Origin of the sequence: Anabaena sp. UHCC 0451, from assembly GCF_034931405.1 — a bacterium.
Taxonomy (GTDB): Bacteria; Cyanobacteriota; Cyanobacteriia; order Cyanobacteriales; family Nostocaceae; genus RDYJ01.
The window spans coordinates 113,351-140,108 of record NZ_JAYGHA010000007.1 but is presented as its reverse complement, the minus strand read 5'-3'; the positions used below and the strand labels follow the sequence as shown (position 1 = coordinate 140,108).

Annotated in this window: 19 protein-coding genes; 6 read left to right on the top strand and 13 right to left on the bottom strand. The window is 37.8% G+C overall.

Features of this window, described 5'->3' with window-relative positions; all coding sequences use genetic code 11:
- Nucleotides 1–48: 48 nt before the first annotated feature.
- On the bottom strand, nt 49–909 hold the full coding sequence (locus VB694_RS07030; protein WP_323359595.1) for an alpha/beta hydrolase: 861 nt from the start codon (nt 907–909) through the stop codon (nt 49–51).
- A 175-nt stretch (nt 910–1,084) separates the two neighbouring features.
- Here VB694_RS07030 and VB694_RS07025 point away from each other — a divergent pair, with 175 nt between their 5' ends.
- A complete protein-coding gene (locus tag VB694_RS07025; RefSeq protein WP_323359642.1) occupies nt 1,085–1,501 on the top strand; it encodes a DUF2358 domain-containing protein in 417 nt (138 codons plus the stop codon).
- Between the two features lie 299 nt (nt 1,502–1,800).
- On the opposite strand, the gene VB694_RS07020 is transcribed toward VB694_RS07025, so the two are convergent.
- The 4 genes from VB694_RS07020 to uvrA all read right to left on the bottom strand — a co-directional run bounded on the left by VB694_RS07020 (nt 1,801) and on the right by uvrA (nt 7,073).
- Nucleotides 1,801–2,940, bottom strand: coding sequence for a PIN domain-containing protein (locus tag VB694_RS07020; RefSeq protein ID WP_323359594.1), 1,140 nt, complete (start codon nt 2,938–2,940; stop codon nt 1,801–1,803).
- A 203-nt stretch (nt 2,941–3,143) separates the two neighbouring features.
- Nucleotides 3,144–3,377 carry a hypothetical protein gene (locus VB694_RS07015; protein WP_323359593.1) on the bottom strand — a complete coding sequence of 78 codons (234 nt, stop codon included), beginning with the start codon at nt 3,375–3,377 and terminating at the stop codon, nt 3,144–3,146.
- 153 nt (nt 3,378–3,530) lie between these two features.
- Entirely contained in the window at nt 3,531–3,950 is a 420-nt protein-coding gene (locus VB694_RS07010) for a DUF29 family protein (protein ID WP_323359592.1), read from the bottom strand.
- 180 nt (nt 3,951–4,130) lie between these two features.
- Nucleotides 4,131–7,073 (bottom strand): excinuclease ABC subunit UvrA, encoded by a 2,943-nt coding sequence (gene uvrA / locus VB694_RS07005; RefSeq protein WP_323359591.1) that lies wholly within the window; start codon nt 7,071–7,073, stop codon nt 4,131–4,133.
- Nucleotides 7,074–7,755: 682 nt separating this feature from the next.
- Here uvrA and gyrA point away from each other — a divergent pair.
- A complete protein-coding gene (gene gyrA / locus VB694_RS07000) occupies nt 7,756–10,386 on the top strand; it encodes a DNA gyrase subunit A (protein ID WP_323359590.1) in 2,631 nt (876 codons plus the stop codon).
- A complete protein-coding gene (lnt, locus tag VB694_RS06995) occupies nt 10,367–11,962 on the top strand; it encodes an apolipoprotein N-acyltransferase (RefSeq protein WP_323359589.1) in 1,596 nt (531 codons plus the stop codon). Before gyrA ends, lnt begins: the two co-directional genes overlap by 20 nt.
- A 167-nt stretch (nt 11,963–12,129) precedes the next feature.
- Here lnt and VB694_RS06990 read toward each other — a convergent pair whose 3' ends face one another.
- From VB694_RS06990 to VB694_RS06975, 4 genes are all read right to left on the bottom strand, one after another.
- Nucleotides 12,130–12,861, bottom strand: coding sequence for a DUF1995 family protein (locus VB694_RS06990; RefSeq protein WP_323359641.1), 732 nt, complete (start codon nt 12,859–12,861; stop codon nt 12,130–12,132).
- 183 nt (nt 12,862–13,044) lie between these two features.
- The gene (locus tag VB694_RS06985) at nt 13,045–13,416 is read right to left on the bottom strand and encodes a DUF2237 domain-containing protein (RefSeq protein ID WP_323359588.1); all 372 of its coding nucleotides are present in this window, start codon (nt 13,414–13,416) and stop codon (nt 13,045–13,047) included.
- Between the two features lie 70 nt (nt 13,417–13,486).
- Nucleotides 13,487–13,921: a type II toxin-antitoxin system VapC family toxin gene (locus VB694_RS06980; protein ID WP_323359587.1), complete on the bottom strand. Its 435-nt coding sequence runs from the start codon at nt 13,919–13,921 to the stop codon at nt 13,487–13,489.
- Nucleotides 13,914–14,168, bottom strand: coding sequence for a YlcI/YnfO family protein (locus VB694_RS06975; protein ID WP_323359586.1), 255 nt, complete (start codon nt 14,166–14,168; stop codon nt 13,914–13,916). The genes VB694_RS06980 and VB694_RS06975 overlap by 8 nt, the downstream gene beginning before the upstream one ends.
- Before the next feature lie 97 nt (nt 14,169–14,265).
- Here VB694_RS06975 and VB694_RS06970 point away from each other — a divergent pair, with 97 nt between their 5' ends.
- The 3 genes from VB694_RS06970 to VB694_RS06960 all read left to right on the top strand — a co-directional run bounded on the left by VB694_RS06970 (nt 14,266) and on the right by VB694_RS06960 (nt 16,948).
- Complete coding sequence (locus tag VB694_RS06970; protein ID WP_323359585.1) at nt 14,266–14,757, top strand: GNAT family N-acetyltransferase; 492 nt, start codon at nt 14,266–14,268, stop codon at nt 14,755–14,757.
- Between the two features lie 69 nt (nt 14,758–14,826).
- Nucleotides 14,827–15,918 (top strand): hypothetical protein, encoded by a 1,092-nt coding sequence (locus VB694_RS06965; protein ID WP_323359584.1) that lies wholly within the window; start codon nt 14,827–14,829, stop codon nt 15,916–15,918.
- Nucleotides 15,919–15,922: 4 nt separating this feature from the next.
- Nucleotides 15,923–16,948, top strand: a complete 1,026-nt coding sequence (locus tag VB694_RS06960) for a hypothetical protein (protein WP_323359583.1) — start codon at nt 15,923–15,925, stop codon at nt 16,946–16,948.
- A 146-nt stretch (nt 16,949–17,094) separates the two neighbouring features.
- On the opposite strand, the gene hpnH is transcribed toward VB694_RS06960, so the two are convergent.
- From hpnH to VB694_RS06940, 4 genes are all read right to left on the bottom strand, one after another.
- Nucleotides 17,095–18,114 carry an adenosyl-hopene transferase HpnH gene (gene hpnH / locus VB694_RS06955; RefSeq protein WP_323359582.1) on the bottom strand — a complete coding sequence of 340 codons (1,020 nt, stop codon included), beginning with the start codon at nt 18,112–18,114 and terminating at the stop codon, nt 17,095–17,097.
- A 119-nt stretch (nt 18,115–18,233) separates the two neighbouring features.
- Entirely contained in the window at nt 18,234–19,220 is a 987-nt protein-coding gene (gene hpnA / locus VB694_RS06950; RefSeq protein ID WP_323359581.1) for a hopanoid-associated sugar epimerase, read from the bottom strand.
- Between the two features lie 406 nt (nt 19,221–19,626).
- Nucleotides 19,627–23,118, bottom strand: coding sequence for a class I SAM-dependent DNA methyltransferase (locus VB694_RS06945; protein WP_323359580.1), 3,492 nt, complete (start codon nt 23,116–23,118; stop codon nt 19,627–19,629).
- Nucleotides 23,119–23,672: 554 nt separating this feature from the next.
- A complete protein-coding gene (locus tag VB694_RS06940; RefSeq protein WP_323359579.1) occupies nt 23,673–26,372 on the bottom strand; it encodes an efflux RND transporter permease subunit in 2,700 nt (899 codons plus the stop codon).
- Between the last annotated feature and the right edge of the window lie 386 nt (nt 26,373–26,758).

The following is a 26,758-nucleotide window of genomic DNA, read 5'->3' as shown; positions in this document are numbered from 1 at the left end:
CTTGGGTTTGTTAGTAAATGAGTAATTTTTCCTATTAAATAGATCGTTTCAGGAAAGAAATTCTCGCATATACTCTGTGACTAATTCTGGCTGTTCTTGTTGGACCCAATGACCAGAATTAGCAATATATTTAATTTGTAAGTTTCTGACATATTCTTGAGTAGCATAAGTAAGTTCTTTACCTAGTGCGGTGTCATGTTCTCCCCAAATCATTAGGGTGGGGATTTCTAAAATCGGCCAAGTTTTATTTAGGTTTAATTGGTCAAATAAATTGCGGTAATAGTTCAACATAGCTGTGATTGCCCCTCGTTTAGCAGCAGCGTCTTTATAGGCTTGGATATCTGTTTTAGTGACGGCGGTTTTATTAAAAGCTGTACCTTTAATAGCTTTGGCTATGGCTTCGTAGTCTGAAGCTTGTATTATTAGTTCAGGGATAAAAGGAATTTGAAATAGAAAGATGTAATAACTGCGTAATAATTGTTGAGGAGTGCTGAAACCTTGGGCAAATTTGGCAGGATGGGGCAGGTTGAGTATAATTAGTTTTTCTACCATGTCTGGGTGAGCGTAGGCAAAATTCCAAGCGATCGCACCACCCCAATCATGACCAACTAAAATACAACTTTCATATCCTAAACCTGTAATTATTCCTTGAATATCTTTGACAAATTCATCCATGACATAAGCTGATTGTGCTTCGGGTTTATCACTATCGTTATAGCCACGTAAGTCAACAGCAACAACTTGATAATCTTGAGCAAATTCGGGGATTTGATGCCGCCATGAGTACCAAAATTCAGGAAAACCATGCAACATTAACATTAATGCTCCTTCCCCTTGGGTGACATAATGTAGGTTGATGCCGTTGGTGGTTATATAGGCGTGTGTCCAGGAACTTTCGATGATAGACATAAAGTTTGATAGATTTAAAACTTCTGTAATTTTTACTAAAAGTAATTATACAAAGTATTTACCAGGAAAACATCTATTAAAGGTTATACAATTTTTAATCAAAACTGGGAATGAAGATTGATATAGCAATTTTACAAAGGTTACAAAAACGGTTAAGAAATATTTTTAAGGTATGATGAAATTACAAAAACCACAGATTATTGAAGTTCTCAAACAAGATTTACCGACTTTGTTTGAAGAAGATATTTCTTATGATATTTATTCCCAGGATATCTTGTTTCGTGACCCGGTGAATAAGTTTAAGGGGAAGTTTAATTATCGAATTATTTTTTGGACTTTGCGTTTTCACGGAAAGTTGTTTTTTACAGATATTGCTTTTGATTTACATGATGTTTCTCAGTCGGATGAGAATACGATTTTAGCAACTTGGACGGTGCGGGGTACTTTGCGTGTTCCTTGGAAAGCGCGTTTGTTTTTTAATGGTTATTCGACTTATAAGTTGAATGATGAAGGTTTAATTTATGAACATATTGATACTTGGGATAGAGAACCAGGGGAGATTTTAAAGCAGTTTTTTAGGAAGGGGGAGTGATTGAACCACGAAGAAGCGAAGGAAGCGAAGGAAGAGAGGAAAAGAAGATAGATATAGAAAGAGGTTGTTCTATCAATACTATTGCCAAAACCCTGAAACCCTATTGATATCGTCACGATTTTATTGGGTTTCAGACATATTTGAGAAAATTGGTAATAGTATTGTCTATGCTAGATTTTATGAGGATTGATTTATATCTGGATTTATCAAGTGAACTCCATAGAATGATTGATCCTGTTTTAATATCATTCCCCTAAAGCTTCCGCAAAAGTAGGGGTAATTCATGAATTACCCGTACACTATTGGATCATGTTTTTTGTGGAGTTCTCCAAACCATTTTGAAGTTTTGCTATAACCTCTGCCATTTTTGAATTGTGAAGTTTTGTAGCGTTAGCTATAACCTCTGCCATTTTTGAATTGTGAAGTTTTGTAGCGTTAGCTATGGCCTCTATAATTTTTGAATCCATCAAACCATTTTGAAGTTTTGCAATGTTAGCTATAGCCTCTGAATTTATCAAACTATTTCTAACTGCTGACGAGTAATCAATATATTTTTCCCGTACCCTAATGTCTCTAGCTTCCTCAATTACTTCTGGTTTTTCTGAAAGATTTAGAAACTTCTGAGCGTAGTCTAAAAATTTATCAGCCGGATACATATAAAATCTCACGCCAGCTTCAGTTAGCATTTCTTGTACTAACTCTGGTCTGGGACTGATGGTTTTTCTACTATGTTTTAGCCACCAGTCTTCTTTGTCATCATCTGTTACAAAAATAATGGGTTTTTTCTCAGATTTTGCATATTCAATTAATTGAAACCAAAGTATAACATCACCATATTTATTATTTGCGTTTTTGCCCTTATCATCCTTGTATCCTGGTGGTATTGAATCTTTAAATCTTTGTTCAGCAACTTTATACTTTTTGTCTAATTCTTCTTTACTAAATGGCTGACCGACCTTACCATCTATAATGGTTATTAATTGATCCCATAGTTCATCATTTTCAAGAAAATCAGGATGTTCTTGCGTTGCAGCTTCTAAATCATCTTTAACTTTCTTTATCACTACTTCAATATCTTCTATGATTTGCTTTACATCAAGAAAAGGATGTCTCTTAAAATTCTTGAATAGCTGTTCTTTTAATGTTCCTATAGCTAGATTGTTATCCAAGATGTTTTGAATTTCTTTGTAAGCACCTGACTGATCAGATATTACGGTTAAGCGATTCTTATGAATCTCGTAAGCTACCTGATGTGGAATCCAGATTCTTTTCTGAAGTTCTTTCAGAATATCAAACAATCTTTCTCTCGTTTTAGGTGAGTAACGATAGATATGTAATAAAACATTAGTGTCGAATGAAAAAATACATTCTTTCCATAGTTCAGAAAAGTCTTCCTCTGTGGGTTGATAATAACCAGGGAATAAATCACGCATATTCATATTTTGATAAGTTCTTGAGTGTTGCTTAAATCATAGTTTGTATCCATACAATGATAACACGCAATCAGGGAAAAATAATTTTTTCCAAAATCTCTATATTCTTCCTTGACGCGAAATCAAACTACCTGGACATCCTGTAAATCCTTAAATCCTGGATATCCTGATTCAGACATTTTCCAAAGTATTTGTATCTAACAGATAAATCATAAAAATGGTTCTCTTTCAGATTGTTCTTCTTGGGGCGCTCTTTCTAATGCTTCTCCTTCCCAAGCTCCAAATGTACTCAGAAATTCTGAAGACCATTGACGCTTTTGATGTTTTTGAACTTGTTGATAAACTATGATTACTTCTACATCAGCATCTTTAATTTCTGGTAAGGGTATGTGTAACATTCCATCGTTACCAATGTGAGATTCTAGTTTTATAGTTTGCATCATTAATCTTTTTCCTTTAATATTTCGATATTATAACCTTTCTTTCTCCTCTTTGCGTCTTTGCGTCTTTGCGTGAGAATTGAAGATTTAATAAACGAACCACAGAGGACACAGAGGACGCAGAGGAGGAGTTTTTGAGTAATGTTTATTGATGATTCAGACAATTAAATTCATCACTTCCTGAATTATTTCATCCTGATTTACTAATTCTCCTAACTCATCTGCTGCATACCTCCCTTCAAAAGCCTCCAAAGCAGCTTTTCTTAAAGCTGACTCATAAGCATCTTCTAAAGTTGTCAATAATTCATCTTCCGTTAAATAATTACCCTTACCCTTGGGACGTTGATTAGTGCGTTGAATTTGCTTAACTGAATTAAAAATAGAAGTTTCCCAAGAACGAGCAGAGCGTTTTTCCGCCTTTTGTTTAATCAAATGCAATAAAACAATAATCCCATCACTAAAAATTTTATTTAATTTATCCGACTTACTCATTTCCTCCAACTCTTCTACTAATTCCAAAGCTTCAGGAATTTTACCATCATGTAATAATTCTTTTAAGGTTAATAATTCTTCCATAGTCTTTGATGACTCCTATCATCATTTACATTATAATCTAACTTTTTTCTTCCTTTGCGTCTTTGCTCCTCTGCGTCTTTGTGCGAAATCACAATTTAAAGAATAACGAACCACAGAGGCACAGAGAACACAGAGGAAGAGTTTTTGAGTAATGTTTATTTACATCCTGTACATCCTGATTCAGACAACTGCGGGATATTGTTTCAACACCTGCTTTAAATATTGACCAGTATAGGAACGTTGATTTTTTGCTACTTCTTCTGGTGTTCCGGCAACAATTATTTCTCCTCCTTTGTCTCCTCCTTCTGGTCCTAAATCTATGACCCAATCTGAACAACGAATGACATCTAAGTTATGTTCAATGACTAAGATTGAATTTCCTTTGTCTACTAATCTTTGCAAAACATCTAATAATTTATGGACATCGTAAAAAGACAAGCCTGTGGTTGGTTCATCAATTAAATAAAGTGTTTTCCCTGTCGCGCGTCGAGATAATTCTGTTGCTAATTTCACCCGTTGCGCTTCTCCACCGGATAAGGTTGTGGCTGGTTGTCCTAACTGCACATAACCTAAACCGACATCTACTAATGTTTGTAATCTGGTGACTGCTTTGGGAATGTTTTCACAAAATCCTAATGCTTCTTCAACCGTCATGTTGAGAACATCGGAAATTGATTTATCTTTGTATTTAACTTGTAATGTCTCTCGGTTATATCTCGCACCTTTGCAAATTTCACACTGGACATAAACGTCGGGTAAAAAGTTCATTTCAATGACGTTTACACCTTGTCCGCTACAAGCTTCACATCTACCACCTTTGACGTTAAAAGAAAATTGTCCTGGTTTATAACCTCTGGTTTTAGCTTCGATGGTTTGGGAAAATACATCTCTAATAATATCGAAAACTCCGGTGTAAGTTGCTGGGTTAGAACGGGGTGTTCTACCGATGGGTGATTGGTCGATGACAATGGCTTTATCAACGCAGTTTAAACCTTTGATTTCATCAATCTCTTTTGGGAAAGGTACTCTTTTTAAAAGATGATGTTGTAAGGCTGGATAAAGTAACTCATTAATTAAAGTAGACTTTCCTGAACCAGAAACACCGGTGACTGCCACAAGTTTACCTAACGGAATTTCTACATCTATATTTTGGAGGTTGTTGCGATGGGCATTTCTAATTGTTAAAATTCTACCATTTCCTTCTCTTCTTTTTGCTGGGGTGTTAATGACTCTTCTTCCTGATAAATATGCGCCTGTTAAAGAATCTTCGGCGTTTAATAAATTCTCTAAACTTCCTTGAGAAATAATGTTTCCCCCATGAATTCCTGCACCTGGTCCAATGTCAACTATATAGTTAGCTGCGCGGATGGTTTCTTCGTCATGTTCAACGACAATTAACGTATTTCCTAAATCCCGTAATTTGGTTAAAGTTTTCAACAATCTGCCGTTATCTCTTTGATGCAAACCTATACTTGGTTCGTCTAAAACATAGAGAACTCCTGTTAACCCAGAACCGATTTGTGTAGCTAATCTAATGCGTTGAGCTTCCCCACCTGATAAAGTCATTGCCGGACGATCTAAGGTGAGATAATCTAACCCAACATCTAACAAAAATTGTAATCTGGCCTTAATTTCTCTAAGAACCAAATCACCAATTTGGGTTTGCCGATCGCTCAACTTTAAATTTTCTATCCGTTGCCGACAATCCCGAATAGAAACACCAGTTAAATCTAAAATTCCATATTGTCCCAACTTCACAGCTAAAGCTTCCGGCTTTAATCTTTTACCTCCACAAACCTCACAAGGTTGGTCTATCAAATATTCTTCCAACTTCTGTTTAACTAACTCCGTTCCCCCTTCATATTGCCGTTGCAAAATAGGAATTACACCCTTAAAACTCTGCGTCCTCTGCGCCTCTGCGGTTCGTTTCTCTTCCCCATACAAAACAATTTGTTGTTGTTCCGGTGTCAACTTCCCCCACTGAGTCTGTAATTCAAACCCATAAGTCTGTCCCAAACTATACAGCAACTCCAAATAATAGGAATTTTCCTTTTCTGACCAAGGAGCGATCGCTGCATACATGGGCGAATCAGCGTTAGGTACTACCAACTCTGGAGCAAATCTTTTTAAAGTACCGATACCATGACAATGGGGACAAGCTCCATAAGGTGAATTAAAAGAAAATAAACGTGGTGATAATTCCTCCATTACCGCACCATGTTCTGGACAAGCAAAGTTTTCTGAAAACACCATTTCTGATGGTAATTCTTGTGCAGAAATACCTTGACTTTCTCCCTCATTTCTTATATACTTACTATCAGACCGCTCCAGCGACGCCTTGTCAGATGTGCTTTTTAGTACATCAATTATCGCAATACCGTGAGATTGCTTAAGACAGGTAGTAAGGGAATCGACTAAACGCTCCTGAATATCAGCTTTTTTAACTAATCTGTCAATAACCAGTTCTATGGTATGTGTAATATTTTTATCTAATTCAATAGAATCTGAGAGTTCTAAAACCTCTCCATTAACCCTCACACGCACAAATCCTTGGGCAGCTAAACTGGAAAGTAGTTTGCGGTGAGTTCCCTTTTTCCCCCGAACCACAGGTGCGAGAATTTGGAAGCGGGTATGGTCGGGAAGTGCTAAAATGCGATCGCACATTTCGTCAATGGTTTGGGGAGCAATACAGCGATCGCACAGCGGACAATGAGGTTCACCAGCGCGGCCATATAACAACCGCAGATAATCATAAATTTCCGTCACCGTCCCCACAGTGGAACGAGGATTATGGGAAGTTGATTTTTGGTCAATGGAAATTGCCGGACTTAAACCTTCAATTGCTTCCACATCGGGTTTATCCAACTGTCCCAAAAATTGCCGAGCGTAGGCGCTCAGAGATTCGACATAACGCCTTTGACCTTCGGCAAAAATGGTATCGAACGCTAAAGAAGACTTACCAGAACCAGAAACCCCGGTAAAAACAATCAAGCGATCGCGGGGTAATTCCAAATCAATATTTTTCAGATTATGCTGCCTAGCACCCCGAATGCGAATAGTATTCTGACTGCTATCGGGGTAAGGAAGACGATCATTTAAAGATGTTGCTAGGTGTTCTGACATATTGACCGGCTGGGGGAACGTTGCACTGTGAAACAGTTCTTAATAATACTATTTTTATTCCAGATTTGCTAGAAGACAGCTTAAAATCATCCATTAACCTGAACATATTAATATTTGACAATCCCAAAATCTTGCTGAGGATAGAGTTATGGCAGGAAAAAATCTCAGCCCTGACCTAGCCACAAGTGATTTACCCAGATGACGACGGAAAACAAGTGGCAAACAATACCATTGAATTTTCTTATTTTAGTAGAAATTCAGCAAAATTTAGATTAGCTGTTTGCTGATCAACTAACTGACGCTTATCTAACTTAAAAAGTTTCTCAGATTAACTGGGTTAAAAATCGCCATTCACACTAAATTTAACAGGAAATCGAATTATTTTCATGGCTTTAAAAATCGCTATTAATTGTTAATATTTAGGTTAATAAATCCCAGGTAAAAACTAAATTTATCTCCTTAAAATGAAGTTAGGTGATAGTTGACGGTTGACAAATGAATGAGGAAGATTCTAAGTTTCTCTGAGATTATATTTTAGGTTAGCTACTTTGACCACAAACTAGGATAATTATGTGTTAGAATTATAGCAAAATATGACAATTTTTCAAGATTAATTTGACATAATTTTGCATTTTGTCAAGTACAAAGGCTAAAATCTACATTTTTTGGAGTTTTGTTGTTTATGACAACCTCACAGGAGAGGATTATCCCGACAGATTTGCGACAAGAAATGTCACAATCTTATCTGGAATACGCCATGAGCGTAATTGTAGGTCGGGCGCTGCCAGATGCCAGGGATGGTCTAAAACCTGTGCATCGTCGCATTCTCTACGCCATGCACGAGTTGGGTTTACTGCCAGATCGCCCCTTTAGAAAATGCGCTCGTGTGGTAGGGGAAGTGTTGGGTAAATATCACCCCCACGGTGACACAGCAGTATATGATGCTTTGGTGCGGATGGCGCAGGATTTTTCCATGCGATCGCCCTTAATTAACGGTCATGGTAACTTTGGTTCTGTAGACAACGATCCGCCAGCGGCGATGCGTTACACAGAATGTCGTCTGCAAGCTTTAACTAGCGCCTCCCTACTGCAAGATATCGAATCAGAAACCGTAGATTTTGCCGATAACTTCGACGGTTCTCAACAAGAACCCACAGTTTTACCCTCCCGTATTCCCCAATTATTGCTCAATGGTTCTTCGGGTATTGCCGTGGGAATGGCCACCAATATTCCACCGCATAATCTAGGGGAATTGATTGATGGGTTAGTGGAATTAATTCACAACCCAGAAATTACTGATATTCAGTTAATGCAGTATATTCACGGTCCCGACTTCCCCACCGGGGCGCAAATTCTGGGAACAGCACCAATAAAAGAAGCTTATACCACTGGACGCGGTTCGATTACCATGCGTGGTGTTGTCAGTTTAGAAACAATTGAACAACGCAATAGACCAGAACGGGAAGCAATTATTATCACAGAATTGCCCTATCAAACCAACAAAGCCGCATTAATTGAAAAAATCGCCGAGTTGGTAAATGATAAACGCATTGATGGCATTGCAGATATTCGGGATGAAAGCGATCGCGACGGAATGCGAATCGTCATCGAATTGAAACGAGATGCCTATCCCCGCGTAGTTTTAAATAACCTTTATAAACAAACCCCACTCCAGTCCAACTTTGGCGCGAATATGTTGGCCTTGGTCAACTCAGAACCCCAATTACTCACCCTCAAACAGTTTCTCCAAGTCTTTCTGGATTTCCGCATTGAAACCATTAACAGACGGACTCGTTATCAACTGCGAAAAGCCGAAGAAAGAGATCATCTTCTGCAAGGTTTATTAATTGCCTTATCACATTTAGACGCAATTATCAATCTCATTCGTAGCGCCCCAGATGCACCCACAGCCAAAGGTGAATTAATCAACAATTACGGACTTTCCGAAGTTCAAGCCGATGCAATTTTGCAAATGCAACTGCGACGGTTAACAGCCTTAGAAGCAGATAAAATTCGTCTCGAACACGAAGAATTACAAATCCAAATCGCCGACTTGCAGGATATTTTGGATAGACGGGAAAGGGTACTGGAAATCATCGAAAACGAAGTTACCCAAATCAAAACCCAATTTGCCACACCCAGACGCACAGTTATTACCCATGCAGAAGGGGAAATAGATGATATTGACTTGATCGCCAATGAAAAAGTCCTCATTCTAGTCACACAACAAGGTTACATCAAACGGATGCCCGTTAGCACCTTTGAAGCCCAAAGCCGTGCTACCAGAGGTAAAGCCGGGGCTAAAGTCAAAGATGATGATACCATTGAGCATTTCTTAACTTGCTGTGATCATGACAGTGTATTATTCTTTAGCGATCGCGGCGTAGTCTACGCCATGAGAACCTATCAAATACCCCTGGGTTCTCGTACCAGTCGGGGTACACCCATCGTCCAGATGTTGCCCATACCCAAAGAAGAAAAAATCACCTCCATCGTCCCCGTAGACGAATTTAGAGAAGATGAATATTTGGTCATGCTCACCAAAGGCGGTAACATCAAAAAAACCGCATTGTCCGCATTTAGCAACATTCGCGCTAACGGATTAATTGCCATATCCTTAGAAGAAGGCGATCAACTGCGTTGGGTCAGACGTGCCAAAGTAGAAGATAGCATCATCATCGGTTCACGTCATGGGATGGCCATTCACTTCCGTTGTACCCATGATCAACTACGTCCCCTGGGTAGGGCAACTCGTGGGGTAAAATCCATGAAACTCAAAGCAGGAGATGAACTAGTAGGGATGGATATTCTTCCCGCTGCAATTCTCGAAACTTTAAATACAGAGACAGAAGCGGAAATTGAAGAAGAAATCATCGACATCGAAGAAACCATCGACATCGAAGAAACAGCAGAAGCATCTGAAATATCCGAAACATTGGAAACTCCAGAAACTCCAGAAACTCCAAACAGCACAGGACCCTGGGTGTTAGTAATTACAATGGGAGGATATGGAAAACGTGTACCAGTCGCACAATTCCGGCTGCAAAACCGAGCAGGTCAAGGTTTAACCGCCACCAAATTCAAAAACCGCAAAACCAAAGACAAACTAGCTACCCTGCGAATTGTCAACAGCGACGAAGAAATCATGATGGCCACAAATCGCGGTATTATCATCCGGCAAGCTGTGAATGCAATTTCTGTACAATCACGGACAGCAACAGGTGTCAGAGTCCAGAAATTAGATGAAGATGACGCGATCACCGGAGTAGCAATCGTTCCCCCAGATGCAGGTGATGCAGAAGAGGCTGAATAAACAACTAAGGGAGAAGTTAAATTTCTTACTCCCTTACTTAGTAGGATTAACTAGTGGAATCTTGATGGGGGTGACAGTTGCCCCCGTCGGTGCTTGGTTTTTGGCTTGGGTAGCTCTTGCTCCCCTTTGGGTAATAGTTGTTAAATATACTAAAAAACTACCTGCCTTTATTTGGGCGATCGCCTATCATGGTATTGCCCTTTCTTGGATCACAGGTATTCACCCCATGAACTGGTTAGGTGTTCCCTGGTGGCCAAGTTTATTTATTACCATCTTTTGTTGGTCATTTATTAGCCTCTGGGGAGGCTTATTAGTCTCCCTGTGGGCATTTTTGATGGTGCGGTTAGATAAAGGAAAGCCCTGGTTACGGGTTTTAATTGGTACAGCTTTATGGTGTGGGTTAGAAAGTCTGTGGAGTTCTGGTTCTTTATGGTGGAGTTCTCTTTCCTACACTCAATCTCCGCATAATTTGGTAATTTTGCATTTGGGGCAACTTTCAGGTCCTAATACTATAACTGCGGTTATTGTGGCGGTTAATGGGTTGGTTGGTGAAGCTTGGATATCTTATTTCGCGCAAAGGCGCAAAGGAGCAAAGGACGCAAAGGAAGAAAAGAAAGAAACAAAAACCTCTGCGTTCTCTGCGTCTCTGCGGTTCGTTAATAAATACTCAATCTTAGCTACAATACTGTTAATTACCTCCCATATTTTAGGGTTTATTCTTTATTCTCAACCTTTGAATAATAATGAAAATTCTGCTTTGAAAATAGGCGTTATTCAAGGTAATGTTCCTAATGAAATTAAGTTGCTTCCTGAAGGATATCGTCAAGCAATTACAGGTTACACTAATGGATATTTAAAATTAGCAAGTCAAGGTGCTGATGGGGTTTTAACTCCTGAAGGTGCTTTACCTTTATATGAACGCAATTTTCAAAAGACTCCTTTATTAGATGCGGTGAAGGAAAAAGGGGTAATTGCTTGGATCGGTGGTTTTGGTGAAAGGGGAAAAAGCTATACTAACAGTTTATTTGGTGTGAATAGTAAAGGGGAAGTTACTAGCAGATATGATAAATCAAAACTTGTTCCTTTGGGGGAATTTGTTCCTTTTGAAGAAATTATCGGGAAATTAATTCAACGTTTATCACCCTTAGACGAACATCAAGTACATGGGGCAAAAAATCAAGTTTTTGATACTCCTTTAGGTAGGGCAATTGTGGGTATTTGTTATGAGTCTGCTTTTTCGGAAATATTCAGATATCAAGCTTTTAATGGTGGGCAATTTATTTTGAGTTCTTCTAACGATGCTCATTATACTGCTGCTATGGCAGATCAACATCATGCCCAGGATATCATGAGAGCAATTGAAACTGATCGATGGGCTGTGAGGGCAACAAATACCGGTTATTCGGCTTTTGTTGATCCCCATGGGAGAACATTATGGAAATCAGGATATAATTCCTATGAAACTCACGCTGAAATTATTTATCCTCGTCAAACGCAGACTTTATATGTGCGTTGGGGTGATTGGTTGATGCCTTTGTTGTTGATTTTGGGGTTTTTGGGGTGGGTATTTCTGTGATGTGAAACAATTTAGATCCCCGACTTCTGTTTTCAACTATAAATTCTGAATAGAAATTTTGTTGAGAAGTCGGGGATCTTGTGCCTAAACCGTCATCTTCATTCGTTTCCCAAAAATCAAGGGTAGGCAGATGCCCACCCCACAAGATGTTATGATTATGAGAGTTTTTAACTACTCAATGCTTTGATAAACCGCTGCAAACTCTTAAACACACTGGGTTTTTTAGTGGGTGTTCCCTCGCTGGTTTGTGGTTGTCCTTGCATCAGAATTGCATCTATTTCATCACCTGATGGTTTTTTAGGTAATTCAGCTATTTTTTGATATTCCCCTTCAGTTTCTAACCACACTTCCCACTCTCCAGGATAGCAGCGAATGAGGGCGGTTTCTTCATCGACTGGACGCAGATAATAACAAGATTCAATGGTACTAATGAAACGTCTGCGGGTTTCTCTCGCTGCGTAACCAATACCCACTACCCCAGAATCTTCTAAACGGGGGTTTAACATCACCAAGGGTCGTTCACCGATGATTTCACAGAGTTTTTCTAATTGGGGTACTTCTACGTTTGTTGGAGCGATAAACAAGAAAATTTCATCCTCTGGCTGAATTTTTGCTTCTAAGGAAGCTGTTCTTCCAGTACCGATATCTAATATTTTAAATGGTAAATCTGCCCAATCTCGACGGGCTAAAGCGGCTGCACCAGCATCAGCAAAGAAGACTTTGAGACGAGATTCATATTCAGCGAACAGGGGGAGAAATTGTGCTGCTACGGGCATAAATTTGAGTTCTGGGAACAGTAACTCCACTTGAATACGTGTCATACCATCAGCTAATGCCGATTTTACCGCTTCACGGGATTGAGCGATCGCATCTTCTAGGGTTTTAGGTAGTTCAGCCATAATGGAGAGTTTTGATAAAGTGTCTGGGTCAATATTCAATTCTCGCAGTTTGATGGATACCAACGTACTGTTAGTATCACTCACAGGAGTACAAGCTATTACTTGAATAATTCCAATTTCACAGTTATTTAGTTTGCTTTCAAACAATTACCACATCGCAGGTACAATTCACGATGTGGTTTATTAATTACGAATTACACGATGTTTTTGTAAATCTGCTAAATTACAAACTTCTAAAGCTCTCGCATGAGTAGCTTCTAAAACAACTGGAGGTGCAAAACCAGCTTCTAGAGCTTCTTGCCATCTTGCAGCACATAGACACCACCCATCCCCAGGTTTTAAGCCAGGAAAGCTAAATTGAGGAACTGGTGTGCTTAAATCATTTCCTTGGGATTTTGTGTATTCTAAAAATTCGGCTGTGACTTGAGCGCAAACAACGTGCATCCCAAAATCTTGCCCACCTGTGTTACAAAACCCATCGCGGTAATATCCGGTCATGGGAAATGTGCAGCAAAGTTCTAGTTTTGTACCCAGTACGTTCTTAGCTTCTGTCATGTTTTTGAGATTGTGTAGGTTTTTAGATAGACTGTTTTTTCAATAATGGACAATGAACAATTGACAATTGTTAATTATCAATTGATTCTTCCAATTTTTTCACCCATGTTGGAAATGATGTAAGGGTGTTGAGTAAAGATTGATCTGCTGTCCAAAATTCCGCAGATTCTATTTCAGCAATTGCCAAAAAAGCAGCATCATAGAGAGTTGCTAGAGAGAATTTTTCAGCGATCGCATAGGTCTTTGCGCGGATAGCATCGTTATCGAGGTAGTCAATGGGCATTTGGCAGAAATCATCATAAAAACCTTCTGCTTGTGCAGTGGTAATTACTCCCAATCTCACTTTTTTTCGCAATACTGAACCAACTTCAGCCCAGGCAAATGCCGGAGCAACTAAACGCACATTTGATGTTAATAACGGAAGAATCAAATTTCTGGCTTGGGGTTGCAATGTTTCCGGTAGCAGATAGGGAATCCAAACACTGGTGTCAATACACTTAGTCACGCCTTCCCTCACCTGCTCGTAACTGACGAATTAAGTTTACTGAACTTGATTGCATACCTGTTTTAGCTTCTACTTCGGCACTACGAGCCACAATCCGTTGATGAGCTGCTAAGGCTCGCCGTCTTCTGACCTCGTGGGCGATCGCATCTACAACCATCTCATTAAAAGACTCACTGCTTTCTCGTAACTGCTTTGCTTGTTGCAGCAAGTCCGCCGGAATACGGATAGTTACAGCTTCTCGTTCCATAGTTACACTTAATGTAATTATTTTATGATATCATGTATTGTAACCATAGTCTAGGTTTTAAATTTGAATTTCCTAAATATCCAATCACATTGAAAAAATGAAACAGCCAAATATTACCATCAGAAAAGCAACCATAGATGATCATCAGTCTGTGATTAATTATGCACTCAAACTTATTCATCAACATCAAAATTTCAATCCTTTTAGGTTTGTTGAATTTGAAAATCACGAACAACAGCTTTTTGATTTTTTTGCTGAAGAAATTGTCAATCCAAAAGCAGTTGTTTTAGTTGTAGAAGTAGAAAAGGAAATTGTTGGTTATTCCTTTATACGGTTAGAAGAAAGCAGTTTTGTTGATATTGCACCTGAATCAATATGGCTTCATGATATATACATTGATGAATCAGCGCGGGGAATGGGAGCAGGAAAATTACTATTAAATGCTTCAATAAATGCAGCAAAACAGTTGGGTTCACAAATATTGGTCCTTCAAGTTGCAGCACAAAATGAATTTGCAAAGCAGTTATTTGAAGCTAATGGATTTAATGTAGCAACTTACGAGATGATGATGAATTTAAATGAAGGCTGAGAATAGAGGTTTAATCAATCAAGACACTGGTGAGATATAATTTGATTACCACACACTATGGATCTATCTATGAAATTCAAAATAATTGATATTCAAGAAGATACAAATCTTAATTGCTACTCTGTGCTTACAGTAGTTAGCATCCCTGATTTTATAGAATTTATTCAACCTATTCACGAACAAAAAGGCAACCTTGATGATCAAAGAGAAGTTTTGCAAACCAGGTCTGCAAAAATTATTCGTAATCAAATGGTAGAAGATTTGAAATATGGAGCAATATTACCTCCTATAGTATTAGGAATTATTTGTTATGAAGATATAAATGAACATAATTTTTTTAATTTAATTCAAAATAAACAAAAAATTAGTATTTTAGATGGGATGCAAAGAATACAAGCCTTAAAAGATGCTATCCTTCAAAAAGAAATTGCTCAGAATCTGAGGGTTGAGTTTTGGTTTGCTCCAGATGAAGATGCTTTATTATATAGAATGTTGGTACTCAATTCTGGTCAAATTCCCTGGGGACTTGATAAACAATTAGAAGTTGTTTTTAAACCGATTTTGCAGAATTTAAAATATCGTATTCCCTATTTAGAGAATTTAATCAGACAAAAATTATATAAACAGTCAGAAATTGTAGAGTTATTTTTGGCATTTACTTCTAGAAAAGTCAGAATTGACAAAAAACAACAATTAGCTGAATATCATGCAGCTTTAGATATTATGAGTTTAATTAGGGAGAAATCAGCACATACTATTGGTAAATTTGAAGAAATATTTATATTGATGACTGAAATTGACCAATTACTTGAAGGAATTGAAGACCGCTATGTTTTTAATAATCAAACTGCAAGAGTTGGTTTTATGGTAGCTTGTGCCGAAAAAACCTTTGGTTTATTAGGAAGTAATCTTGAAAAAGACTATTCACAAATAGAGAGTAATTTTCACGATATACGATTAAAACTACATAGACTTAAATCTCAGATCGTTTGTCAGAGTCTTGAACAAAACTATAACTTTCTTGCCTTGGATATTTTAAAAGAAAACTTACGTTCTATTCCCAAAGAAAAACATAGACAAGCTTTTTTAGATGGATTTAAAATAATTTTTTCTGAACCTGAAATTAATTCTTTTGCAGTTTGCTGGCATAAAATGTACTAAAAATATGGCAAGAAATATAACAAGCTCAATCAAAAAAGTTGTAGAAAAAATACAAGCTGTTGTTAATACACAAGAAAAATACACAATTGATGGTGATGAAACTTGTAAAGACTGGTTAAAGTCTCTAAATATTGATAAAACACTACGTTTATTTCCTAATTTTTATAGTGATTGGCTTACTTATGAAAATGATAATTATTTAGTATTAGTCAATCATAAATTTAAATATCAAATTCCCTGTTTCTTGCAAGAAGAAAATCTTAACTCAGGTGCTTGGGTAGCTATTGTTGATGGATTAGAATTACCTGTTACGGGAGATACTGATATATTACAAGAAATTTTGGAAAGTGATTGGGAAATCAATCAACAAGGATTTAAACAAGTCCAGTTTGATACAGTAGTAGGTAATTTTAGCCTAAAAGATTGTTTTCCGACTATTTCTTTGTATAAAATAATTGATAGATTTACCCAAAAAGAAAAACTAGAACAAATTACAGGTATTGCGCTAACCGAAAGTGAAAGTTATTGTTTATTACCATATAGTGCAGAAGTTTTGCAAGAGTTTACGGATACATTTGAAACTGGAAATCAATATATTCCTTTTGAAAATATCCTAGCAAGTTATGTAGCGTCTGATTTTAAATTTGCTTATTTGGATTTGTATAGGTGTATAGAAGGATTACAGCCTCTATATTTTTTAAAAGATTTTTATGATAAATTGGCATTAAACAATAAATCTGTTCAAGATTTTTATATTGATTTTTATGAAACTACAAAATTAGAACCTAAATTAGAAGATTCTTTGAAAAAATTACTTGAATCAATCAAGATAAATTATAAATATGCCGATAAACAACATTATAGTCCTAGTTTGTATTTGTATAAGCTCAGAAATCAAATTGTTCATTTGCGTCCAAAGCAAACTAATGATTTAATACCCAAATCTATTGCTGATTGGAATTTTTTAATGTTAGATATGCTCACAATAGTTCAAGAACTTTATAAGACTAATCAAAATTTATTAACTTAATACTGCTCATCTTCATTCATAAAATTTATCTTGTCAAAATCAGGATTTACAAGATTTGAAGATTAACAAGATTGAGTATTAATAAATAATTCCTTAATCCTGTACATCCTTTAATCCTGGTAATCCTGATTCAGACACTTTTCAAATTACCCCCTACCAAAAACAGTTCCTAAAGAACGTCCTATATTTTGCGGTTGCATTGCATCCATCGCTGCGGTTGGTTCATAACCACAATGAACCATACAATCAGCACATTTAGGATTACCACTAGCGCGTCCGTACTTACTCCAATCAGTCTCATCCAACAACTGTTTGAAACTTGTATAGTATCCTTCATTCAACAAATAACAAGGTTTTTGCCAACCCAAAACACTATAACTAGGACTACCCCAAGGTGTACATTCATAGTCTTTCTCACCAATGAGAAAATCTAAAAATAGCGGGTTGTGATTGAAATTCCAGTTCTTTTTCCCAGATGTGTAAGGTGTGAGAATTTCTCTAAATAAAGCGCGGGTTTGTTCTCTTTGCAGAAAATGATCCTGATCTGGGGCCCATGCGTAACCGTAACCAGGAGAAATCATCATTCCATCAACTTTTAAAGTATCTAGAAAGTCAAAAAACTCCTGCATTTCTTTGACATCGCAACCTTCAAAAATAGTCGAGTTGGTAGTGACACGAAAACCTTTAGCTTTAGCTGCGCGAATTGCTTGAACAGCAACATCAAAAACGCCTTTTCTGTCTACACATTTATCATGCCATTCCCGCATTCCATCTAAATGAACACTGAAACTTAGATAAGGAGAAGGTTGAAATTTATGGAGACTTTTTTCTAATAACAAACCATTGGTACACAAGTAAACATATTTCTTGCGTTCTACTAAACCTTTAACAATTTCATCAATTTGCGGATGTAATAACGGTTCTCCTCCCGGAATAGAAACCACAGGTGCGCCGCATTCTTCCACAGCCGCAAAACACTGTTCTGGAGTAAGATTTTGTTTGAGAACTTCTGTAGGATGTTGGATTTTTCCACAACCAGTACAAGCTAAGTTGCATCGAAACAGAGGTTCTAACATTAATACTAGAGGGAAGCGTTTACGTCCTAATAGACGTTGAGTAACTAGATACTTCCCGATATCTATTGCTTGTTGTAGATTAACCGCCATTTAATTATTCTCCTCTCTTGATAACACCACGGGTTGAATTGAACAATCATTATTTCCAACTGGGTAGGGGTTTAGCAATGCTAAACCCCTACAAAATCAGGGGGGTAAAACTTCATTTTTCACCTATTCACATAACCATTAGATACAAACCAATCTACGGCATCCTTGAGTGCTACATTCAGAGGTGACTGAGGTAGACCAAGTTCGCGGACGGCCTTGGAAGCATCATAATACATTGGTTGCTGTGCCATGCGGACTCCATCTATGGGAACTGTGGGTGTTTTTCCCATAGGTGCGAGAATTTTCTCTTCTACCCAAGCAACACTCAATGGTAAAAAGCTGGGAACGGATATTTGCGGTGCTTTCAAGCCGGTGATGTGGGAGAGTTGTTCTAGTAGTTGCTTGAGGCTGAGGTTTTGATGACCTAAAATATAGCGATCGCCCCCTTTTCCTTTTTCTAAAGCTAGTAAATGTCCCCTAGCTACATCTCTCACATCAATAAAGTTTAAACCGGTATCCACATAAGCCGGCATTTGTCGTCGCAGAAATCGCAGAATAATATCCCCGGTTGGTGTGGGTTTAATATCCATAGATCCTATCGGACTGCTAGGATTAACTATGACAATATCTTGACCTTGTTTTGCTGCTGCGATCGCTTCTTGTTCAGCTAGGAATTTAGACTTTTTATAATCTCCTACCAACTTCTCTACAGGACTCTGATAAGTTTCATCCACAACTTTTCCTGATTTTCCCACGCCAATAGCTGCTACAGAACTGGTATAAACTGTGCGTTCAATTCCGGCTTTTTGGGCTGCTGCTAATAGATTCCGCGTTCCTTCCACATTATGATGATACAATAAATCTCGGTCTTTTTGCCACAGAGAATAATGGGCAGCAACATGAAAAAGGTAATTACAACCCTGCATCTGTTTCCAGATATGCGGATCATTTAAATCACTTTTAACAATATCTATCTCTAAACTCCGTAAATTTCCCAGGTTACTACTTCCACGCACTAAAGCTGTAACTTTGTATCCTTCTTGCAACAGCGATCGCACTACATGAGAACCTACAAATCCTGTACCACCAGTTACAAAAGCCCGCATTTAATAACCTCTCACTCCTCAATATTTCATTATTGTCTGATAGCGTGGCGTGGCCATATCAGGATTTACAGGATGTAGCAAAAAATTGAAATTTTACACAACTCATAAGTTTAAATTATTGTCATGCCAAAAAATATAAGTTTTTTTAAAAAAATTTTTGTTTTTTTAGGGTTCAGGTCGCTGCCGACGTGGTATGATAGTCATATCAATATGATGGAGTGGAAGTAAATTTTTATTGAGGTACACATTCCCATTATCAGAATATCAGGTCTAGAAAAAAAAGTCAACGGGGTTAGACCCCAAAAAACGAAATTTTTTTTAATTTTTTAATTTTTTAAATTTCTGATGTCCTGAGAAATTGAAGAAACTAAAATCCTGTAAATCCTTTAATACTGGACATCCTGATTCAGACAATTTCCACATATTGCCAGCGTTTAGTTGCTCCTGTTTCTCTACAGATTAAAATCCCAAACCATTCTAATCTTTCTATATTATCAGTAATAGCAGTTTTATATCTATTACCATTTTTAAATTGAGCCGCAATTTGATCCACAGTCCACTCGCTGGTATTGGTGCGGAGTAAGTCGCGGATAGCTGCAAGTTGGTCTTTTGGTTCTTTGGGAAAAGTTTTTTGTTCCGTGGGAATAATGACGGTTGCTTCTGTTTCCATTACTTCCGTTAGGACTTGTTGAGTAACTTCATTTGGTGCTTGATATTCAGGACGCAACCAGCGAATTATTCCGTTACGTTCTTCTTCTGCACGTTCAGCATTGAGAGTAACTAACCTTTCTAAAATTATTTCTTCAATTTCGGCTTTTGTTTTTTGATCATCTTTTAAATCTTGCCATCCATAAGCATCAAAAACGGCGTTATCTAGTTCATCATGAATTTGTTTGAGGGTGGAAACTAAGGCTTTATTGTTATATGCTTTATCTGCGTCGGTAAATGTTTCACCTTTGCGGAGTTTTTCTAGCAGGTTATACATTCCAGTAATTGTGATTTCGGGATGTTGTGTTTGAACTCGTTTACGGTGGGAGTCTAATCTTTCTCCTAATTCTCGGATTTTCTGTTTTTGTTCTGGTGTAGGATTTGGAAAAGGAAAAGGATCAAAGCAAACAGAGTTATTATAGCGGGGTGTATTTCCTCCTAAATCTCCACCTGCTGCTAATGACCAAACAATATGAATATAACTAGACAAAACACCGAGAAAGTAAGAATCGTCAATTGCGATCATAATCACTTCACTTTCAGTTATGAAATCTGCTGGAAGAAAAATGAAAAATCTATGCTTTGCTGTTCTTGGAGTTGCAATATATTTATTTAAATTATTAAGTGCAGGTCTAAAAGTAGCTCTAGCTTCCCCATAAATCCACCAGCTATCACGAGATGCTTTTCGTCTATTTACATCTCTTTCTGGTTTCACTCTTTCATCAATCCATTGATAAATTATTGGATAAATATCTTGAACTTGCTTAATAGAAAGTCCCCAAAGATCGATTGTAAATAGACCTCTATTTTTATCAGTAATATCTTTGCCACTGATAAATCTCTTAATTACTGGTAACTGATTATAATTGTCTTGTCTGTACCCTAATAATTGAGCTTGTTCTTGTGTGAGAAGAAAACCTGCTCCTCTCATTTCCATTCCTCTACAAGCAAGCTTTGAATTTGCTTTTAGCTTGTTAGTACCTGCGACATCTGCTCCAGATTGGAGATTACTGAAAATTTTCTCGACATTTTTCCACTGAATATTAATTTTATCTGCCGAATGTTCCGGGGTTATTCCTTCTCCATCTGAGACTAAAGTACCAATCTTAGGAATATGTAAAAGTCTTTGAGAATTAATTGATTCAGCACCAGTCATAGCAGCAGTAACTCCTGCATCTCCATCCGTCCAAGGATGATCAGGAATTGCCAGAATTAACCGAATAGGATTTTTGTGATTTAGATAAAAATCAATGATCTTTCTTTGTCGAACTTGTTGAATTGTGTTAGTTGAGATAAAAGCAAACTTCTCAACTTTATTATCTTGTGCTAACTGTGCTGCTTTATGCCACCAATACATAACAAAATCTACAGTATCAGGTACATCTGGATAAACTTGACGTAATGTTTCTGTATATCCATCTCCTAATCTATCCCTCATTCGTGCATTACCAATAAACGGAGGATTGGAAACAATATAATCTGCATCTGGCCATTGAGCAGGACGAGGATTAAGATAACAATAAATAGGAATTTGATCACTCGAATCTGGAACATCTTCACCCGTCACAGGATGCTTGATCATTTTTCCACCCCAGCGAGTTTTTACCTTACCCGTTTTAGTATCAATATCTAACTCCTTACCATCATAATCTAACACCGCATCCCGAAATTCAATATTATGAAAATCCTGTAAAATAGGTTCTGGTGGTGGTGTACTTCCATAGCGTTTAAAATGCCATTGTAAATAACCAATCCAAATTACTAACTCTGCGATCGCAGCCGCTCTAGGATTAATTTCAATCCCTAAAAATTGCGACGGGTTTATTTGTTTTCTCCCAGCTAAACGCGGATCAAATTCCTCTAATAAATTCGTTGTCACCTTACCCAAAACATCCAGCAAGCGCATTTGTACTTCCTGTTCCAATGTTTTCAATAAATCTAACGTCACATACAAAAAGTTACCCGAACCACAAGCAGGATCAAGAACACGAATTTGTTGTAATTTATCTAAAAATTCCCTAATTTCACTTTCCGCTTTTTCTATTTGTGCTTTTGTTGGTTTTTGCTGTTTTTCTTTCAGCGTTAAAAACCGATCAACCTCAGATTCAACTAATAACCATTCTTCTCTTAAAGGTTCTATCACCACCGGACGCACCAACCGTTCAACATAGGATCTGGGTGTATAATGCGCTCCTAAACTTTTACGTTCTTTACTATCTAAAGCTCTTTCTAATAAAGTCCCAAAAATCGCCGGTTCTACCTCAGTCCAATCTTTATTTGCAGCTTCATATAAAACCTCTAACTGTTCTTTAGGTAAATCAAAAGCTGTCGCATCAGCAAAAAAACTACCATTAAATTGGGGAATTTCATCAAAGTTAAATTCTCCCCCAGTATTCATGACTTTCCAAAGTTTTTCAATCTGGGTTTTAAATGTCTTGGGTTCAACTAACCAACGTTCTTTTAATGCTTTAGTAAAAACTTCTCCTTTCAATAATTTCACATCTTCTGCAAACATCGTAAAAATGCAGCGCATGAGAAAATTGGCGACTTCTTGGGGTTGGTGTCCTTCTTGTTCTAACCACCGCGCTAATTTAGCTAAAGTATCCGCAACTTCTCTTGTTACCCGCGCTCGATATTTTTCCGGGTTGAGACTTTGAGGATCATTAAATATTGCAACAAACCGATTAAATATTTTTTTATCTAAAAGCTGATCAATATCAATTTTTTCCCGCGCACCATAACCGCCATAATTACCACTAAAACTCATCCAAAATTCAAAATGAGAGCCAATATCACAGGTAATTAAAAAGGGAGGTTTACTTGGTAGAAAAGGTGTATAACTTTGAGCTTGATAAAAAGCCTTTTCCATTGCGATATCATAAGTTTTTGTTCCTCGTTTAGCAGTACCGCGTTTATTTGCATTTCCCCCTTGTTTGGCTTCAATTAAAAAATGTCCTTCTTTGTAGAAGTCTGCAAAGTTGGTAGTTTCTCCATCTTTGTTAAAAATCTTGATATCTTTGTCAAAACAATAGCGATCGCCTGGTATACTTCCTTTAGGTGCTGGACGTTCTACCGCCAAAGCATCACAAAGTTCTAAAAAGAAACCCTGATAATTTGCTCTCTCGTTACCCTGTGAACCTTTCCACTTTTTAAGCAATATTTCTACCCGTTGACGATCTTCACTTTTCATGGCAATCTCGAATATTAATTGTTATCAAAATCAGGATTTACAAGATTTCAGCATTTACAGGATGTAGCAAAAAACTGATATCTTCCACAATTCATAAGTTTCATTTATTGATTTTTGATTTTTAATAAGAAAAAATTCAAAAAAATTTTGTTTTTTTAGGGTTCAGGTCGCTGCTGCCGTGGTAATATAGTCATATTAATATAATGGAGTGTAAGCAAAATTTTTATTGAGGCACGCATTCCCATTATCAGAATATCAGTTCTAGAGAAAAAAGTCAACGGGGTTAGACCCCAAAAAACGAATTTTTTTTTAATTTTTTAATTTTTTTTTAATCTTTAGATGTCCTGAGAAATTGCAGAGACTAAAATCCTGTAAATCTTTTAATCCTGGACATCCTGATATGGCTAACGCCACGCTACGCTATCAGACAAAGAAATTATAACACAAATGAACATCCTGTAATCCTGATTCTGACGCTATCAGATCCCCGACTTCTATAACTTTCATCTTGGTAAATGAGAAGATTGATCACAGAAGTCGGGGATCTCAAACTGTCACCTGTCACCTGTAAACTTCTTTCTGGGAAACCAATCATCTAAAATTGCATAGACAACCGGGACAACAATTAAACTGAGAATAGTAGAACTTACCAAACCACCAGCAATAGCAACGGCCATAGGCGATCGCAATTCAGAACCTGCACCAAAACCCAAAGCGATCGGTAACATCCCTAAAAGCGTAGAAACAGTAGTCATCATAATCGGTCTGAGTCTGACAGGTCCTGCTTTGAGAATAGCTTCCGTGCGTTCTAAACCTGATCGACGTAACTGATTAATGTAATCTACCAAAACAATAGCATTTTTATTTGCTAGTCCTAATAAAAACACAAAACCAATCAGCGAAATCATGCCAAAATCACTCTTAGTTAAGAGTAAAGCTAACATCGCTCCCACCACAGCTAAAGGTAAAGAAACACCAATTACTAAAGGATCTACCCAGCTTTTAAACAGTAGAATCAACACAACAATGATACACAAAGCCGATAAAATCAAAGTGGAAATAAAACTACCAAAAACCTCATTTTGTCGGGCAGAATCTCCACCTAAACCTAAAGTGATATCAGCAGGTAAAACTCCTTTTGCTTCTGCAACAATTTTATCTGTAGCATCACCCAAAGTTAAACCCTGACCCAAATTAGCACTGATATATGCTACCCGTTGTTGGTTGAGTCGTTCAATTTGAAAAACCTGATCTGCGTTATTTGTGTCTCCTGTAACTGTAACATCTGCAAAACCTGGAATTTTGGTAATCCGGTCTTTAATAGTCGTAGCTGCTTGATTCAAAGCTTTGAGATCATTACCACGAAGTGCTATCTGTAAAGGTTTTTCTCCACCAGTATCCACAAATTGAATATCTTCCACACTGGTATTTACACCAGGAAGTTTAGGCAAAGTTTGCCGTAATTGATCTTGTAATTCTGCGGTTTTAATTGTGCGGTCTTTTTTCAGTTTCACATAGAGAGTACCTTTATTTGGTTCACCTCCACGAGAACCGACAGTAGTAAACACAGTTTCCACATCTGGGTATTTTCTCACCTCCGCTTCCAGTTTTTTCGCCACCTCTAAAGAATCATTGAGAGGGTTAGGAATAGGGATTGGGGATTGGGGATTGGGGATTGGAGATTGGGAAGTTATTTCCCTTCTACCTCCTAGTTGTAACGCTGCCAAATCAGGTATTTTCGGCAAAGGAGCAGTGTAGGTAATGTTAAATTCACCCCGATCTAATTTGGGGATAAATCCTTTAGGAATAAAAGGAACTAGGGCAATTCCAGCAATAAAACTGAGTACAGCTAAGGCAATAACTATTGTGCGGTGGTTCAAAGACCAAGAAAGTAAATTGCGATAAGCTTGGGTAAAATAAATCCCAATTTTTGATTCTCTGTTCTGGGAATTTTTCTTAACTGGTTTAAGCCAATAAATAGATAACACCGGAGATAAAGTCCGCGCTACCAATGTAGAAGCAATATAAGCAGCAGACACCGTAATTCCGAATGGCTCGAAAAACTGCCCGACTACTCCACCCATTAAACCAATAGGTAAGAAAACCGCAACAGATGTGGCAGTAGTCGCAACAACTGTTAAGCCTATTTCATCAGTAGCTAAGTGTGCAGCTTCGCGGGGACTTTGCCCGTCTTCAATGTGTCTGGTGATGTTTTCTACATCAATAATTGCATCATCAATGACGCTACCAATAACCAAAGCCAAAGCTAACAACGTAATTGTTTCCAGGTTAAAGCCGAAAACGGCCATAACAATAAACGTCGCTAACAAAGATGTGGGAATTGCCAAAGCAGAAATTAAAGTAGCTCGCCAATTCCATAAAAATGGGAAAATGACGACAATTGCCAAAATGATCGCTTCCATCAACGCATCTATGGTTGACTGGGTAGCTTGGCGGATATATTCTGCTTGGGTAGCGGCTAGGGTAAATTTGACATTTTTTAACGTAGAACGCAGGTTTTCTACTTCCTGTTCAACTCGACTGACTACTTCTAAAGTGTTAGCATCGCCACGTTTGATGACTTGAAATGCTAGTACATCTTGACCATTAAATCTGACTAAATTTGCGCCCCCTTGAGGTAAAGCCGCCGTGGCATTGGTAGGATTGAGAGGAGGTGATTTTGGCGGAGCGCCTAATAGTGAGACTTTGAGAACTCCTGGCAATTTAGCGATCGCTGGTAAAATTTTCTCATTGGCTAACTTCTGCAAATCAGCCAAATTTCCTGACTGACTCTCAATGGCATAACTAATGACTGATGACTCATTCAGATTTAATGGAATAATCTTATAATTAGCTCCTTGAGGGAGTTTTAACTCCTTGAGGGCGCTTTTAGTGTTCTCAGTAGAAGTTTCTAAATTTGTCCCAACTGCAAACAACAGGCTAACAGCACTTTGCCCCGGATAAGTGGAGGAACGGATATTATCAATTCCTTCTAGGGACTTGAGGCTTTCTTCCAGTGGTTTTGTTAACTTAGCTTCTGTTTCTAACGCAGAAGTTAGGGGTGCTTGAGCATTTACCACCACCACCGGAAAGGTAATATCTGGGAACAAAGCGTATTTGAGAGAACCGAAAGCGAGAATACCCGCTACTGTCACCGCTATCCAAAAACACACCGTCAACCACGAAAATTTAATTGCCCATCTAGAGATATTAAAGATTTCGCGTGCGGATTTTGAGTTATTAGTCTGTACCATCTTGGAAACTTAATCATCACGTGGCTGACACAATCATTTAGTCATGCTACAGTAATCACCTACATTTTGGACAGTTTTGCAAATGGCTACATCCTAGTGTTCTGGATGGTGGCAAATGAGCGATCGCCTATATCAAAAAGCTGATGTTCAATAAGTTGAATATTTCTAAAGTTGTAGTTATAAGTCCCCAGTCCCCAGTCCCCAATCCCCAATCACCAATCACCAGTCCCCAATCATCAGTCCCCAATCACCAATGTGGACACTTTCTCAGCACGACTTCCAGTTTCTTAGCAACATCCAGAGAATCACTTTAAAGGATTAGGAAGAGGAATTGGAGATGATAAAGCAGCGCCAGCAGCAAAAGAGGAATTTATTTATCCTCTTAG